Genomic DNA, 13,815 nt, shown 5'->3' with positions numbered 1-13,815 from the left:
AAACATAGGTCGGCGGCAGCGCCCAGCAGATCGGCTGCAGCCAAGCGGGCAGCACGGCGACCGGATAGTAAACGCAGCCGAGCGGCTGAATGACGAACATCAGCGACCAGACGAGATTTTCGGCGCCGAGGCCATAGCGCAGCAGCAGCCCCGAGACGAACAGGCCGACGCTCCAGGCGAAGAGGATGAGAATGGCGAAAAAGGCCGCGAAGGCGAGGCCGAGCGCCCAGAGATTGAAGCCGAAGAAAACGATCGCCAGCAGCGTCACCGGGAGGACGCCCACGGAGAGCCGGATGAGGCTCATGACAACGAGCGAGACGATGAATTCCGCCGGACGCAGCGGGCTCATGAGAATGTTGGGCAAATTGCGCGACCACATCTCCTCGATGAAGGAGAAGGAGAAGCCCTGTTGCCCGCGCAGCAGAATATCCCACAGCAGAATGGCGCCGATCAGCGTTCCCGCCGCCTGCGCCGCGCCGCCCGGCGCCGTCAGCGCCCCCGCCTTGACGAGATAGCTTTGCAGAAAGCCCCAGGTGAGCATCTGCAACAACGGCCAGTAGATGATGTCGAGAATGCGCGAGTAGGAGGCGCGCAGCAGATAGCTGTAGCGCAGGACCATGGCGCCGACGCGCTTGAAGGAGAACGCCCCGCCCATCACGCCGTCCCCACGCGCCCGCGCGCGACGTCGAGAAAGACTTCCTCCAGAGTGTCGCGGCCGTAGCGAGCCAGAAGACTGGCCGGGGAATCATCGTCGACGATGGCGCCCTGCTTCAGCATCAGCACGCGGTCGCAGAGTCGCTCCACCTCGCCCATATTGTGAGAGGCGAGCAGAATGGCGCAATTATGCGCGGCGCGGTGCGCCTCCAGACGGCCCCGCACCCAGTCCGCCGTGTCGGGATCGAGAGAGGCGGTCGGCTCGTCGAGAAGCAGCAGTTGCGGATCGTTGACGAGCGCCTTGGCGATGGCGACGCGCGTCTTCTGGCCCGCCGAGAGCCGCCCGGTCTGGCGGTCGAGCAAATCCCCCAGCGCCAGCGCCTCGGCGAGCTCCGCTATTTTCGCCTCGATGTCGGCAACGTCGTAGAGCATGCCGAAGACGCGCAAATTCTGCCGCACGGTCAGCCTGTGCGGCAGGTCGACGTAGGGGCTTTCGAAATTCATGCGGCCGAGCACGGCGTAGCGCTCGCGCAAGAGATCGTGGCCGAAGACGCGGATCGAACCGGCGGTCGGCTCGATCAGGCCCATGACCATGCCGATGGTGGTCGTCTTCCCCGCGCCATTGCCGCCGAGCAGCCCCGTGACGGAGCCGGGCGCGAGCGCGAAATCGAGAGGGCCGACGACGCAGCGATCGCCATAACTTTTGGAGAGGCCTCGAACCGAGAGAGCCGGTTCGTCCGGTGATGGAGACATGGGAAGGTTATGGCTTGCCGGACCCGCTCCGGCAAGGGCGCGGCTTCTGGCAGTCGGGACAATAAAAAGTCGAGCGGCCCGACTGGACGGCGCGCAGGATGGCTCCATGGCAGCCGGGCGTGGGGCAGGCCGCGCCCTCCCGGTCATAGACCCGGAAACGATGCTGGAAATAGCCCAGCGAGCCGTCGGCCTGCCGATGATCGCGCAGCGAGGAGCCTCCCGCCGCGAGCGCGGCCTCCAGCACCTCCCGGATCGCGCCCGGCAGACGGCCAAGCGCGGCCGTGGGCGCGCCGGCGGCCTTGACGAGACTGCCCCCTGCGGCGAGCGGCGAGACGCCGGCCCGGTGCAGCGCCTCGCAGACATAAATGTTGCCGAGCCCCGCGATCAGCCGCTGATCGAGGAGCAGCGCCTTCGTCGGCGCCTTGCGGCCTCGGAAGGCGCGGGCGAGAAAGGCGGCGTCGAGCGCAGGGCCGAGCGGCTCCACGCCGAGCCCCTCGAAGAGCTTGTGGCGATCGAGCTCGGGCGTCGGGATGAGCAGCATGAAGCCGAAGCGGCGCGGGTCGTTGTAGGTGACGCGGGCGCCGCTCTCCATGTGGAAGACGACATGATCATGGGCGGCGTTCTTGTCGCGCGGATGATGGAACAGGCCCGGCGTCGCGCCGTCGACCCGAAAGGAGCCGCTCATGCCCAGATGCATCACGAGCGTCTCGCCGGAGTCGAGATCAGCGAGCAGATATTTGGCCCGCCGGCGCAGGCCGAGCACCCGCCGCCCCGTGACCCGTTCGACGAAACCGGGCGGGAAGGGAAAGCGCAGATCGGGCCGCCGCTGCTCGACGCGGGCGATGCGGGCGCCCGCGAGCGCCGGCAGCAGTCCCCGCCGAACAGTTTCAACCTCGGGAAGTTCGGGCATTCACGGGCTCCCCCCGCCCGGCGCGCGCTATCGCCGCCGCGCCAACGGGCGATATAAGGAGGGCATTAGCAAAGCGCGAGGCGCATATGAAGCTCAACGAAGCGGCCATCGTCGACCGGCTGAACCAGCGCCTGCCCCGCTTGCTCGCGGTCTACGCGCTCGCCGCCGCCGGGCGGATTTCGCCCGACCTCGCGGGCCGTCTCAAGAAGATGGTGGGATTCCGCAACATCGCCGTCCACGATGATCAGGCGCTGCTCCTGCCCGTCGTCACGGCGATCATCACGCGCCATCTCGATGATTTCACTGAGTTTACCGGCACGCTGGCGAGCAGCGAGCCCTAGCGCGGCCCCACCCATAGCCTTCGCCGCCGCAAGCGGCTATACCCTCCCCGTCCTCCAATACGTCAGGCGAGCGTTAGAATGACCGATTCCCATTCCGACCGAGAGGGTTCGACCCATTTCGGCTATTCCGAGGTGCCGCTTTCCGAGAAGCAGCATCTGGTCGATGATGTGTTCCACAAGGTCGCCCGCCGCTACGACGTGATGAACGACCTCATGTCCGCCGGGCTGCACCGGCTGTGGAAGGACACGTTCGCCGGCAAGGTCAACGCCCGCAACCGCAAGGATTTCCGTCACCTGGACGTCGCCGGCGGCACGGGCGACGTCGCCTTCCGGATCGCCCGGCAGGCCCCCGCCGACGCCGAGATCGTCGTCCTCGACATCAACGGCGACATGCTGGAGGTCGGCCGCGACCGCGCCCGCGAGAAGGGCATCGACGGCAAGCTCGAATTCGTGCAGGCCAACGCGGAGTCCCTGCCCTTCCCGGACAATCACTTCGACGCCTATACGATCGCTTTCGGCATCCGCAACGTGCCGCGCATCCAGGTCGCGCTCGAAGAGGCCCATCGCGTGCTCAAGCCCGGCGGCCGCTTCCTGTGCCTCGAATTCTCGCATGTGAACGTGCCCGGCCTCGACAAGATTTACGAAGCCTACTCCTTCAATGTGATTCCGGCGGTCGGCAAGCTCGTCGCGGGTGACGCGGAGCCCTATCGTTACCTCGTCGAATCGATCCGCCAGTTCCCGGCCGCGGACGATTTCGAGCGCATGATCCGCAAGGCGGGCTTCCGCCGCACCGGCTATGAGCGCCTCACCGGCGGCGTCGTGGCGATCCATTCCGGCTGGAAATTCTGACGAACGGCGGATTTCGTGTTTCTCCAGACGGGCAATTTCTTCAGACTGGCGCGCGCCGGCTATATTCTGGCGCGCGAAGGCGTCTTCACCTCGCTCGATCCCAATCTGCTGCCGCCCGCCGCGGCGCCGCTGGTGCGCTTCGCCAATCTCTTCGCGAGAGGCAAGGGCGAGAACGCCGGCGCGGCGCTGGTGCGGGCGCTCTCCCAGATCGGCCCGTCCTATGTGAAGCTCGGCCAGTTTCTGGCGACCCGCCCCGACGTCGTCGGCGGCGAGATCGCCGACGCGCTGACCGCGCTTCAGGACCGCATGGTGCCTTTCGGCCGCGAGAAGGCGGTCCAGATTGTCGAGAAATCTCTCGGCAGGCCCATCGGAGAGATTTTTCTCTCTTTCGGCGAGCCCGTCGCCGCGGCCTCCGTGGCGCAGGTGCACATGGCCACGGCGCTCTATGACGGCAAGCCGCGCAAGGTCGCGGTGAAGGTGCTGCGTCCCGGCGTCGAGGGCCAGTTCGCGCGCGATCTGCGCGACATGTATCTCGTCGCCCGCGTCGCCGAACGCTGGTCGGCGGAGGGGCGCCGCCTGCGGATGATCGAGGTGGTCGACACGCTGGCCCGCACGGTCAAGCTCGAAACAGATTTCCGCCTGGAAGCGGCGGCGGCGTCGGAGTTTGCCGGGAACGTCGAAAACGACCCCGACATTCGTGTCCCGCATGTGGACTGGGACCGGACCGCGCGCGAGGTGCTGACGCTCGAATGGATCGACGGCGCTCCGCTCTCCGATCTGGAGCGCGTGGCGGCGGAAGGCCACGACCTGAAAAAGCTCGGCGCGCATGTGCTGCAGTCCTTCCTGCGCCATGCGATGCGCGACGGCTTCTTTCACGCCGACATGCATCAGGGCAATCTGTTCGTCGACAGGAAGGGCCGCCTCGTCGCCATCGACTTCGGCATCATGGGCCGGCTCGGCGACAAGGAGCGGCGCTTCCTCGCGGAAATTCTCTACGGCTTCATCACGCGCGATTATCGCCGCGTGGCGGAGGTGCATTTCGAGGCGGGCTATGTGCCCGCCAAGCATTCGATCGAGGAATTCTCGCAAGCGTTGCGCGCCATCGGCGAGCCGCTGCACACGATCAACGCCTCCGACATTTCCATGGCGCGGCTGCTGACGCTGCTGTTCGAGGTCACGGCGCTCTTCGACATGCGCACGCGCACGGAGCTGGTGCTGCTGCAAAAGACCATGGTCGTCGCCGAAGGCGTCGCGCGCACGCTCGATCCCAAGCTCGACATCTGGAAGACCTGCGATCCGGTCGTGCGCACCTGGATCGAGGAAAATCTCGGACCGAAGGCGAAGATCGAGGACGCCGGCAAGAGCCTTGCGGAACTGGCGCGGCTCGCCACGCATCTTCCGAAGACGCTGGCCGAAGCCGAAGTCGCGATCGCCAATGTGTCCCGCATGTCGGAGGGCGGCGTCGATCTCTCTCCGGCTTCGCTCGACGCTCTGGCCGAGACGCGGCGCCGCTCCGACACGCGCCTGCTGCTGGGCCTCACCGCGCTGACGCTTCTGGCCGCCTGGCTGTTTGGCTGAAAGCGACGCACCCTCACCCCGTTGAACGGAGAGAGGGTGTTGCCGTAAGGGGCGACCCCCGGTCTAATGCCGCCCGTGTCCGTTCGTCATCGCATTGACGAGCCGCTGCGCCACCATCAACCCGACGCCCGCGCCAAGCAGGAGCGGCAGATTACGCGGCGCCTCGCGCAGCGCGACGCGCGCCGCGTTCTTCGCCGCGGCGGGCGCCGCGCTTTTCGCAAGATCGAGCAACGCCTGCGAGGCGTTCGACGACTGGATCGCGCGTGAGATGGCGTTGAAGGGCGAGGCGTCGGTCAAAGCGGCCAGTTCGGCGCTCGCGCGCGCCTGCTGCTGGGCCTCCCGCCGCCGCGCATAGGCGAAGACAAAGGCCGCGATCACGAGGAACGCCCCCGCGATCACGAGATTTCCGACAAGCGGCCCGAAGCTGTCGATCGCCCACCACGCCGCCGCCGCCGTCGCGAAGCCGAAGGCCAGCACCAGCGGCACGGCCGCCATGGCGTTTCCCGAAACGCGGGTGATCGTGGCGCCGACGGCGTTCTCGGCCCGCTTGATGAACGGCTCAAACATGTTGGTCACCGCGCGATGATGGAGGAGCGCGCCTCCTCACGCCGAAGCGGCTTCCACTTCGACGGAAAGCGCGCAGGGAAAAAACGGCTACCGGCTTCCCATCCGCCAGAACGCGCCGAACACGAAGCCCGCAAGCGCCGCGAGAGCCACCGTGGTCGTCGGCTGCGAGCGCGCCGAGGTTTCGATCGCCGACCGGAAATTGCCGAGCACCTCGCCCGTGCGCTCCGCTGCGCGGCCGCTGCGTTCCGACACGGCGTTGATGGCGGCGTTGGCCTTTCCGACGCCCTGCTGCACGGCGCGGCCCATCTGTTCGGCGGCGGAGGACGCCTGTTCCGCGATCGCGCCCGTCATGTCGCTGCTGGCGCCGTGGCCATTGTGCTGCTGGCGCTGAATGTTCCGTTCCTCAGCCATTTGCCGCCTCCGAAGGTTCAAGCAAGTGGCGAGTTAACGCGACGCCCTTTCACTTGTTCCTGGCCTGCGCCAGCGGCGGCGCAGAGGGCCCCGACGCCCTCAGGCGTCGCGCACGAGACTGAGAAACTCCTCCCGCGTGCGCGGATCGTCCCGAATGACGCCGAGCAGGCGGCTGGTCGTCAGCGAGGAGCCCGGCGTGTTCACGCCGCGCAGCGTCATGCAATTGTGCTCCGCCTCGATCACGACGCCGACGCCCGCCGGTTGCAGGATGTCCTGGATCGCCTCGGCGATTTCCGCCGTCAGCTTCTCCTGAATTTGAAGCCGGCGCGCGAAGCCGTGCACCACGCGCGCGAGCTTCGAGATGCCTACGACGCGGTTGGTCGGCAGATAGCCGACATGGGCGCGGCCGAGCACGGGCAGCATGTGGTGCTCGCAGAAGCTGGTCACACGGATGTTCTTGAGCACGACGAGTTCGTCATAGCCGCCGACTTCCTCGAAAGTGCGCTTGAGATAGTCGCGCGGGTCGATCTCGTAGCCGGAAAACAGCTCACGATAGGAGCGGGCCACGCGCGCCGGCGTGTCGAGGAGGCCTTCGCGGTCGGGATCGTCGCCTGCCCATTCGATCAGCACGCGCACGGCCGCTTCTGCGTCGGCCTGGGTTGGCTTCGCCATTCGTCACTCCGAAACCCGCGATGCGTCGGCTCAGGTCTGGACGGGGCCGAAATCTCCAACCCGCCGCCCGCGTCCGCGCGCCCCGTCGAATCCCAGATTGCGACGGGGCGGCGGATTTGGCAAATGCGCGCCTAAATCGTGAGCAACGTTACGGAATGACGCTCCGGCCGAGGTTGCCGATCGTCGAGCCCACCGAATTCACCGTGCGCTTGACGAAGCCGAAAGCGCCGCCGCTGTCGCTTTGCGGCGGCGGCGGAGGGGCGGGCGCCGGCTCGGCCGCCGGCGGCGGAGGGGCGGCCCGATCGGCGACGTCGGCGGGCGGCGTCGCCGCCGCGGGCTTGCGCGGCTTGGCGGCCGTCTGCGCGGGCTTGGCCTTCACCTTTGCGGGCTTCGCCACGGGCTTGCTCTCGCCTTTCGCCGGTTCGGCGGCGGGCGCTTCGGGCTCGACCGCGCGGGCGGCGGGCTGAAGGGCGGCCGTGGACGCCGGGGCGGGAGCCCGGTTGAAGCCCGCGGCCGGGGCGGGCGCCAACGCGGCCGCGGCAGGGGCCGACGCAGACGCCTTCCGGGGCTCGGCCGGCGCGGGCGCCGGCTTTTCCATGTCGACGCCCGGCAGCGGCACGGCGGAGGGGGCGAGCGGGACGGCGGGCGCAGGCGCGGCGGCCGCGTCGTCGGCGGCAGGCGTGGCCTCGGCCTTTTCGAGCGGCGCGGCCTCGCTCGGGACGTCAGGAGCGGCTCCCTTTTCGGCGTCAGGCGCCGGCGCCTCCAGCTCGGCCTGTTCCGCCGCCGGCCCGGCGGGCGGCGCGATGGCCGCGATGGCCGGATCTTCGGCGCCGCCCGGGACCTTCACGAGGGCGTATCCAAGCCCGGAGAGGCCCAAAACGATGATGCCCAGAGACAGATAGATCAGACGGCGGCGCCGCGTGTCTTCAGCCGGGCCGCTCGCCGGGATGCGCGGCGGTTGGACGGCGCGCGGGGCTTTGGGGGACTCGGGCGCGGCCGCATGCAGTGGCGGAACGGACCTTGCCGTTTCGGCATGTGGCGGCATGACCGGAGGCCGCGCGGGCGCGGCGTCGAAGCGCGGTTCGAGGCTGACCTCGGGCGCATGGGACGCGCCAACCGGCTCGGACTCCCGCCGCAGCAGTTCCTTGAACTCGGCGAAAGCCGCCTTGAGTTCCGTGTCGTCGCTCTGCTGGTTCATGCAAACTCACTCATCCTGACGTCGACCGCCTCACGCGGCGGGACCGGTCATGCCTGATGTTTTCGCCGGCGTCTCCCCGGCGGGCCGGGCGGCAGGAAAATCCAAAATTGTGGCGGTACTTCGCTCTCTCCTGCCCCGCTCATGCCGGAACAAGGGCGCGACGGGACGCGTTTGGGGGCCATCCGGTGCGGCGCGCCATGCGCCCCGCCAAGCGCCAGAGGAGGCCCACATGGACTGGAACAGGGTTGAGGGAAACTGGAAACAGCTCAAGGGCAAGATCAAGGAGAAGTGGGGCCAACTGACCGACGACGACATCGATCGGATGGAAGGCAGCCGCGAGCAGTTCGAAGGCAAGATCCAGGAAAAATACGGGATTGGCAAGGATCAGGCCAAGCAGAACGTCGATGATTGGCTGAAGACGCTCCACTGAGGGCGCAGGTGACGCAACGGGCGAGGCGGCCGGCGACGGCCGCCTTCATCGTGTGACGCTGCGACAATCGGCGCCGGCTTCACTGGAAGGAATGTAAGGAACGGAAATTGACCGGAACGGCCGCAGCTTCGTAATTTGCCACACAAGACGCCGTGAGCGCGTTTTGCATGGAAAATGAGCGGCCTATGCCAAAGACAGCACGCGGCGCGCGTCTTGCGCTTGCCCTTCTCGCGTCGGTTTTCGCCCTCCCGGCGGCGGCGCTCGGCGCCTCCGACGACGGCGGGCTCTCGCCGTTGGAGCGGCTCGGCAAGCGCATCTTCGAGGACGCCTCGCTCTCTCGCCCGGCGGGCGTCTCCTGCGCCTCCTGCCATGACGCGGCGACCGCCTTTCAGGGCGTGAACGGCTCGCCGGTTCCGGCCGTGGCGCGTGGGTCGCTCCCCAGTTCGCTCGGCAAGCGCAATACGCCGACCATCATGTACGCCAGTTTCGCCCCGCCCTTCGCCTTCATCGAAGAGAAGGACGAGAAGACCGGCAAGGTCGAGAAAATTCCCGCTGGCGGGCAATTCCACGACGGCCGCGCGGCCGATCTTCTCGCCCAGTTCGAGGGGCCGCTGCTCGATCCGCTGGAGATGAACGCGCCCTCGAAGCGCTTCGCCGTCGAGGCGATCCGCGACGGCGCCTATGCGCCGCTCGTCCGCGAGGTTTATGGCGAAAAGATTTTTGACGATCCCGACAGGGCCTTCGAGAAAGTGGCGCAGGCGGTCGTGGCCTATGAATCGAGCGCGCGCTTCCATCCCTTCGCCTCCAAATTCGATGATTTCCTTCGCGGCACGGCGAAGCTAACGCCGGTTGAACAGAAAGGTTTCGCGCTGTTCAAGGACCCGAAGAAAGGCAATTGCCTCGCCTGCCACGCCGGCAAGCAAGAGTCCCGCGACCCGCAGGACTGGCTCTTTACTGACTTCACTTATGACGCGCTCGGCGCGCCGAAGAACACGGCCATCGCGGCGACGGCCAGCGCACCGGATCTCGGCCTGTGCAAGCGGCCGGGGCTCGAGAAAATCGCACCTGCCGGTTTCGATGTCGCAAGCGTCTGCGGCGCGTTCAAAGTGCCGACGCTGCGCAATGTCGCCGTCACCGGCCCCTATCTCCACAATGGCGTCTTCCAGAAATTGCGCGACGTCGTCGCCTTCTACGCCACCCGCGACACCGATCCCGCGCGCTGGTACCCGAAGGGTGAGAAATTCAACGACCTCCCGGCGGAGGATCACGGGAACGTCAATACGAACGAAGGGCCTTATGACAGGAAGCCCGGCCAGAAACCGCGCCTGTCGGAGACGGACATCGACGCCATCGTCGCCTTTCTGGAGACGCTGACCGACAGGCCGGCCGCCAAGTGAGGGTTGACCAGGCCCGGACGGAGGCCGCTTGAGAAAACCGCAGCGCCCCTTTAAGCTGTAGCTTGTCTATTGCTTGAATGATTGGGACTTGCGAAATGATCCGACGGGCGGCTTTCTTTATATTCTTGGCGCTGGGCGGTTGTGGAACCCCCGGGCCGATTCACAAGCTTGCGGGGGAGGAGCTCGCCGCCGCGGTGAAGAAGGCCGAAACCCCGGCGGGAGTCTCCACTACCGAGTTCAAGGAGCTTGGCGACTCCAGGCGCGCCGGCGTGGCGGAGAAACTCATCCGCGCCACCTGGGACGAAAGCTGCAAGCCGCAGAAGATGACGAACAGCGGCTACGCCCCGAACGGCGCCAGCGAGTGGAACGTCGTCTGCGAAGGGTCGGTCCTGCCCTATGATTATCTGATGCTGCTCCCCGAGAAATCGTCCCGACACGGCGCGCATTCTGAAATGCTACAGATATGGCCGCCCGCTCACCTGCGATCTCGTGGGGCGCCCGCCGGCGTAAGAGAGAACGCTCCCGCGCCTTCCTGGAAGGAGCAGCTTTCGTTAGCCAGCGACGAGCCCGAAGCGCGCCAGCGTCGCGCGCAAATGCGCGTCGGGCCGTTTCCCGCTGGTGAAGACGGCGCGCGCGCCGCCGGTAGCGGCGAAAGCCTCTTCGAACGCCTTTTCGCGCAACAACTGATCGGCCCGCCGCGCGATGGCCGGCGCGGGATCGATCCAGTCCACGGGCCAGGGCGCGAGGCGGCGAAAGTCTTCCACCAGCAGCGGATAATGCGTGCAGGCGAGAACGACCGCGTCCGTGCGCCGGCCGTCCGTCTCCACGAAACAGGGCGCGATCTCGGCGGCGATGTCCTCGTCGCAGACGCCCCCGCCCTGCATCAGCGTTTCCGCGATGCGCGCCAGCGTGGCGGAGCCGACGAGCGTCACACGGCAATGGCCGGCGAATTGCGCGATGAGATTCTGGGTGTAGTCGCGCGCCACCGTCCCCGGCGTGCCGAGCACGGAAATCAGATGCGAGCGCGAGCGCTCCGCCGCCGGCTTGATCGCCGGCACGGTGCCGACGAAGGGAAGCGCCGGCCAGCGGTCGCGCAGATGCGGCAGAACGAGAGTCGAGGCCGTGTTGCAGGCGATCACGACCATGTCGGGCGCATGTTCGGCGATGAGCCTGTCCATGACGCCCATGACGCGCGCGACGAGTTCGGGCTCGCTCCAGGAGCCATAGGGAAACCCCGCGTCATCGGCGCAATAGACATAATCCGCGCCGGGGCGCAGCTTGATGATCTCCGCAAAGACCGTGAGGCCGCCGAGGCCGGAGTCGAAAACGAGGAGCTTGGGCGGTCTGGTCATGGCGGACGGCGGGCCGAATCGAGGGAATTCGCCGCATAGGACGTGTTTTTTGCCGCTTGATCAATGCGCCCGCTCCAGGGGAAGAAGGGCCACGTTCCGTGGGAACAGGTTTCTCTCGCGCCGGGGGCGGCTTGCGGCGACACGGAAAGGGCGTCCCAGGGCGTTTCCCGCTTTTCCTTGCCTTTCCCCCGCTACAGGGTGTATAAGGTGCAAAATTCCATCTCATAACGATCATTCCCGGGGTGATCGCCGTTGAGAGTGGGGCCCTGCCGGGGACCCGCTCTTTTTTGTTTGCCCGCCCCGGAAACACAGGACCAGAGCTTGACCGAAACCGCCGCCCCCATCGACGCCGCCCTCGACGAGCCGCGTCTCGTCTCCGAGACGGGCGTCGCCGCGCGCGTGGCGCATCTCGCCGAGCCGGTGCTGGAGCAGCTCGGCTTCCGGCTCGTGCGCGTCCGGCTGCTGCAGCAGAACGGCCAGACGCTCCAGATCATGGCCGAGCGCCCCGACGGGATCATGACCATCGACGATTGCGAGGCGGCGAGCCAGGCGCTCTCCCCGGAGCTCGACGTGGCCGATGTCATCTCCGGCGAATACCGGCTCGAGGTCTCCTCCCCCGGCGTCGACCGGCCGCTGGTGCGGGTCTCGGATTTCGCCCGCGCCGTCGGACATGAAGCGCGGGTCGAACTGACCCACCCGGTGGAGTCCGGCCGCAAGCGGTTTCGCGGCCTCATCCGGGGCGTCACGGGCGAGGGCCGGGAGGCCATGGTCTCGCTCGAGCGCAACGACGCGCGTTCCGACGAGGAAACGCTCGTCTCGCTGCCGCTCGCCGATCTCGACGAGGCCAAGCTGATGCTCACCGAGGCGCTGATTCGCGAGTCGCTGCGCGCCGGCAAGCTCCAGCCGTCCGGCGGGGAAGAAGAAGAAAAGACGGACGAGGCGGAAGAGCGTCCGCGTCGCGGACCGGGGCGGTTTCGCGGCCCCGCCAAACAGAAAGCCAAGCCGCTGGTTCCGGCCGGCGTGCAGACGCAATTCAAGAAAGGTCCGGGGCCAGGAAAGCCCCGCGCCGCCCGCTCCGAGGGAGAGTGAACATGGCCGTCAGCGCCAATCGACTTGAGATTTTGCAGATTGCCGACGCCGTCGCGCGCGAAAAATCGATCGACCGCAGCATTGTGCTGGCCTCGATGGCGGAGGCGCTCGCGAAAGCGGCCCGTTCGCGTTACGGGCAGGAAACCGACATCAGCGTCGAGATCGATCCGCGCACCGGCAATGTGAGCTACTGGCGCCTGCGTCTCGTCGTCGACAAGGTGGAAAATTCCGCGATCGAAATCTCGCTCGACGAGGCGAGGGCGAAGAATCCGGCGGCGCGGGTGGGCGACAAGATCATTTCCGATCAGCTCCCGCCCTTCGATTACGGCCGCATCGCCGCCCAGTCGGCCAAGCAGATCGTCGTGCAGAAGGTGCGCGAGGCCGAACGCGACCGCCAGTACGAGGAATACAAGGACCGCATCGGCGAGATCGTCAACGGCGTCGTCAAGCGCGTCGAATATGGCAATGTGATCATCGACCTTGGCCGCGGCGAAGGCGTGATCCGCCGCGACGAGATGATCCCCCGCGAAATGTTCCGCCCCGGCGACCGCGTGCGCGCCTATGTCTATGACGTGCGCCGCGAGCAGCGCGGACCGCAGATCTTCCTGTCGCGCACCCATCCGCAATTCATGGCCAAGCTGTTCAAGCAGGAGGTGCCGGAAATCTACGATGGCGTGATCGAGGTGAAGTCGGTCGCCCGCGATCCCGGCTCCCGCGCCAAGATCGCCGTCGTGTCCCGCGATTCCTCCATCGATCCGGTCGGCGCCTGCGTCGGCATGCGCGGCTCGCGCGTGCAGGCCGTTGTGCAGGAGCTGCAGGGCGAGCGCATCGACATCATTCCCTGGTCGGCCGACGCCGCGACCTTCATCGTCAACGCGCTGCAGCCGGCCGAGGTCGTGAAGGTGGTGCTCGACGAAGACTCCTCGCGCATCGAGGTGGTCGTGCCGGACGATCAGCTCTCCCTCGCCATCGGCCGTCGCGGCCAGAACGTGCGTCTGGCCTCGCAGCTCACCGGCTGGGACATCGACATTCTCACCGAGGCCGAGGAGTCCGAGCGCCGTCAGAGGGAATTCGAGGAGCGCACCCGCGTCTTCATGAACGCCATCGACGTCGACGAGGTCGTCGGCCGCCTGCTCGCGTCGGAGGGTTTCCGTTCGGTGGAGGAGCTGGCCTATGTCGAGCTTCCCGAACTCGCCTCGATCGAGGGCTTCGACGAGGAGACCGCCGGTGAAATCCAGGCCCGCGCGCGCAATTATCTCGAGCGCGTCGAGGCCGAGAACGAAGAGCGCCGCAAGGCGCTCGGCGTCGCCGACGAGCTGCGCGAGATCGACGGCATGACGACCGCCATGATGGTCCGTCTCGGCGAGAACGACGTGAAGACGATCGAGGATTTCGCCGGCTGCGTGCCGGACGACCTGGTCGGCTGGAGCGAAAAGAAGGACGGCGAGACGACGAAGCACGAAGGCTTTTTCGAGGGCATCGACCTGTCGCGCGAGGAGGCGGAAGCCATGATCATGGCCGCGCGCGTCCGCGCCGGCTGGATCGAGGAAGCCGCGCCGGAAGCCGAGGCCGCCGAGGCCGCCGAGGCCGTTGAGGCGGAGGGCGAGTAAGACG

The 13,815-nt window shown here is 67.2% G+C and carries 15 protein-coding genes; 7 read left to right on the top strand and 8 right to left on the bottom strand.

Annotated elements, in window-relative coordinates; all coding sequences use genetic code 11:
- The 3 genes from ACR652_RS25450 to mutM all read right to left on the bottom strand — a co-directional run.
- A partial coding sequence (locus ACR652_RS25450) for an ABC transporter permease (RefSeq protein ID WP_434509265.1) occupies positions 1–655 on the bottom strand: 655 nt, incomplete at its 3' end.
- On the bottom strand, positions 655–1,407 hold the full coding sequence (locus ACR652_RS25445) for an ABC transporter ATP-binding protein (protein ID WP_434509264.1): 753 nt from the start codon (positions 1,405–1,407) through the stop codon (positions 655–657). The genes ACR652_RS25445 and ACR652_RS25450, both read right to left, overlap by 1 nt.
- A gap of 7 nt (positions 1,408–1,414) precedes the next feature.
- Positions 1,415–2,317 carry a bifunctional DNA-formamidopyrimidine glycosylase/DNA-(apurinic or apyrimidinic site) lyase gene (gene mutM, locus ACR652_RS25440; RefSeq protein WP_434509263.1) on the bottom strand — a complete coding sequence of 301 codons (903 nt, stop codon included), beginning with the start codon at positions 2,315–2,317 and terminating at the stop codon, positions 1,415–1,417.
- Positions 2,318–2,403: 86 nt separating this feature from the next.
- Here mutM and ACR652_RS25435 point away from each other — a divergent pair, with 86 nt between their 5' ends.
- From ACR652_RS25435 to ubiB, 3 genes are all read left to right on the top strand, one after another.
- Entirely contained in the window at positions 2,404–2,658 is a 255-nt protein-coding gene (locus tag ACR652_RS25435; RefSeq protein ID WP_434509262.1) for a DUF86 domain-containing protein, read from the top strand.
- 78 nt (positions 2,659–2,736) lie between these two features.
- Positions 2,737–3,507 carry a bifunctional demethylmenaquinone methyltransferase/2-methoxy-6-polyprenyl-1,4-benzoquinol methylase UbiE gene (gene ubiE, locus ACR652_RS25430; protein WP_434509261.1) on the top strand — a complete coding sequence of 257 codons (771 nt, stop codon included), beginning with the start codon at positions 2,737–2,739 and terminating at the stop codon, positions 3,505–3,507.
- A 15-nt stretch (positions 3,508–3,522) separates the two neighbouring features.
- Positions 3,523–5,085: a 2-polyprenylphenol 6-hydroxylase gene (ubiB, locus tag ACR652_RS25425; protein WP_434509260.1), complete on the top strand. Its 1,563-nt coding sequence runs from the start codon at positions 3,523–3,525 to the stop codon at positions 5,083–5,085.
- Between the two features lie 63 nt (positions 5,086–5,148).
- Here ubiB and ACR652_RS25420 read toward each other — a convergent pair whose 3' ends face one another.
- The 4 genes from ACR652_RS25420 to ACR652_RS25405 all read right to left on the bottom strand — a co-directional run bounded on the left by ACR652_RS25420 (position 5,149) and on the right by ACR652_RS25405 (position 7,933).
- The gene (locus ACR652_RS25420) at positions 5,149–5,652 is read right to left on the bottom strand and encodes a hypothetical protein (RefSeq protein WP_434509259.1); all 504 of its coding nucleotides are present in this window, start codon (positions 5,650–5,652) and stop codon (positions 5,149–5,151) included.
- 87 nt (positions 5,653–5,739) lie between these two features.
- Positions 5,740–6,063 (bottom strand): hypothetical protein, encoded by a 324-nt coding sequence (locus ACR652_RS25415; RefSeq protein WP_434509258.1) that lies wholly within the window; start codon positions 6,061–6,063, stop codon positions 5,740–5,742.
- 99 nt (positions 6,064–6,162) lie between these two features.
- Positions 6,163–6,735: a GTP cyclohydrolase I FolE gene (gene folE / locus ACR652_RS25410; protein ID WP_434509257.1), complete on the bottom strand. Its 573-nt coding sequence runs from the start codon at positions 6,733–6,735 to the stop codon at positions 6,163–6,165.
- Between the two features lie 148 nt (positions 6,736–6,883).
- Positions 6,884–7,933: a hypothetical protein gene (locus tag ACR652_RS25405; RefSeq protein WP_434509256.1), complete on the bottom strand. Its 1,050-nt coding sequence runs from the start codon at positions 7,931–7,933 to the stop codon at positions 6,884–6,886.
- Positions 7,934–8,162: 229 nt separating this feature from the next.
- Here ACR652_RS25405 and ACR652_RS25400 point away from each other — a divergent pair, with 229 nt between their 5' ends.
- Together ACR652_RS25400 and ACR652_RS25395 are read left to right on the top strand one after the other, a co-directional pair.
- Positions 8,163–8,363, top strand: a complete 201-nt coding sequence (locus tag ACR652_RS25400) for a CsbD family protein (RefSeq protein ID WP_434509268.1) — start codon at positions 8,163–8,165, stop codon at positions 8,361–8,363.
- Positions 8,364–8,548: 185 nt separating this feature from the next.
- Positions 8,549–9,760 carry a cytochrome-c peroxidase gene (locus ACR652_RS25395; protein ID WP_434509255.1) on the top strand — a complete coding sequence of 404 codons (1,212 nt, stop codon included), beginning with the start codon at positions 8,549–8,551 and terminating at the stop codon, positions 9,758–9,760.
- Between the two features lie 551 nt (positions 9,761–10,311).
- Here ACR652_RS25395 and murI read toward each other — a convergent pair.
- On the bottom strand, positions 10,312–11,112 hold the full coding sequence (gene murI / locus ACR652_RS25390) for a glutamate racemase (protein ID WP_434509254.1): 801 nt from the start codon (positions 11,110–11,112) through the stop codon (positions 10,312–10,314).
- 321 nt (positions 11,113–11,433) lie between these two features.
- On the opposite strand from murI, the gene rimP reads away from it, so the two are divergent.
- Positions 11,434–12,201, top strand: a complete 768-nt coding sequence (rimP, locus tag ACR652_RS25385) for a ribosome maturation factor RimP (protein ID WP_434509253.1) — start codon at positions 11,434–11,436, stop codon at positions 12,199–12,201.
- A gap of 2 nt (positions 12,202–12,203) precedes the next feature.
- Positions 12,204–13,811 (top strand): transcription termination factor NusA, encoded by a 1,608-nt coding sequence (gene nusA, locus ACR652_RS25380; RefSeq protein ID WP_434509252.1) that lies wholly within the window; start codon positions 12,204–12,206, stop codon positions 13,809–13,811.
- Positions 13,812–13,815 lie beyond the last annotated feature (4 nt).

This window comes from Methylocystis sp. (genome assembly GCF_051061225.1).
In the GTDB taxonomy this organism is placed as follows: Bacteria; Pseudomonadota; Alphaproteobacteria; order Rhizobiales; family Beijerinckiaceae; genus Methylocystis.
The sequence above is the reverse complement of the archived record's forward strand: the minus strand, read 5'-3'. Positions and strand labels throughout refer to the sequence as shown.

What these genes read in the sequence shown, in the direction of transcription:
- ACR652_RS25445 (WP_434509264.1), bottom strand. Translation starts at nt 1,407, where the DNA reads ATGTCTCCATCACCGGACGAACCGGCTCTCTCGGTTCGAGGCCTCTCC.
- mutM (WP_434509263.1), bottom strand. Translation starts at nt 2,317, where the DNA reads ATGCCCGAACTTCCCGAGGTTGAAACTGTTCGGCGGGGACTGCTGCCG.
- ACR652_RS25435 (WP_434509262.1), top strand. Translation starts at nt 2,404, where the DNA reads ATGAAGCTCAACGAAGCGGCCATCGTCGACCGGCTGAACCAGCGCCTG.
- ubiE (WP_434509261.1), top strand. Translation starts at nt 2,737, where the DNA reads ATGACCGATTCCCATTCCGACCGAGAGGGTTCGACCCATTTCGGCTAT.
- ACR652_RS25420 (WP_434509259.1), bottom strand. Translation starts at nt 5,652, where the DNA reads ATGTTTGAGCCGTTCATCAAGCGGGCCGAGAACGCCGTCGGCGCCACG.
- ACR652_RS25415 (WP_434509258.1), bottom strand. Translation starts at nt 6,063, where the DNA reads ATGGCTGAGGAACGGAACATTCAGCGCCAGCAGCACAATGGCCACGGC.
- folE (WP_434509257.1), bottom strand. Translation starts at nt 6,735, where the DNA reads ATGGCGAAGCCAACCCAGGCCGACGCAGAAGCGGCCGTGCGCGTGCTG.
- ACR652_RS25405 (WP_434509256.1), bottom strand. Translation starts at nt 7,933, where the DNA reads ATGAACCAGCAGAGCGACGACACGGAACTCAAGGCGGCTTTCGCCGAG.
- ACR652_RS25400 (WP_434509268.1), top strand. Translation starts at nt 8,163, where the DNA reads ATGGACTGGAACAGGGTTGAGGGAAACTGGAAACAGCTCAAGGGCAAG.
- ACR652_RS25395 (WP_434509255.1), top strand. Translation starts at nt 8,549, where the DNA reads ATGCCAAAGACAGCACGCGGCGCGCGTCTTGCGCTTGCCCTTCTCGCG.
- murI (WP_434509254.1), bottom strand. Translation starts at nt 11,112, where the DNA reads ATGACCAGACCGCCCAAGCTCCTCGTTTTCGACTCCGGCCTCGGCGGC.
- nusA (WP_434509252.1), top strand. Translation starts at nt 12,204, where the DNA reads ATGGCCGTCAGCGCCAATCGACTTGAGATTTTGCAGATTGCCGACGCC.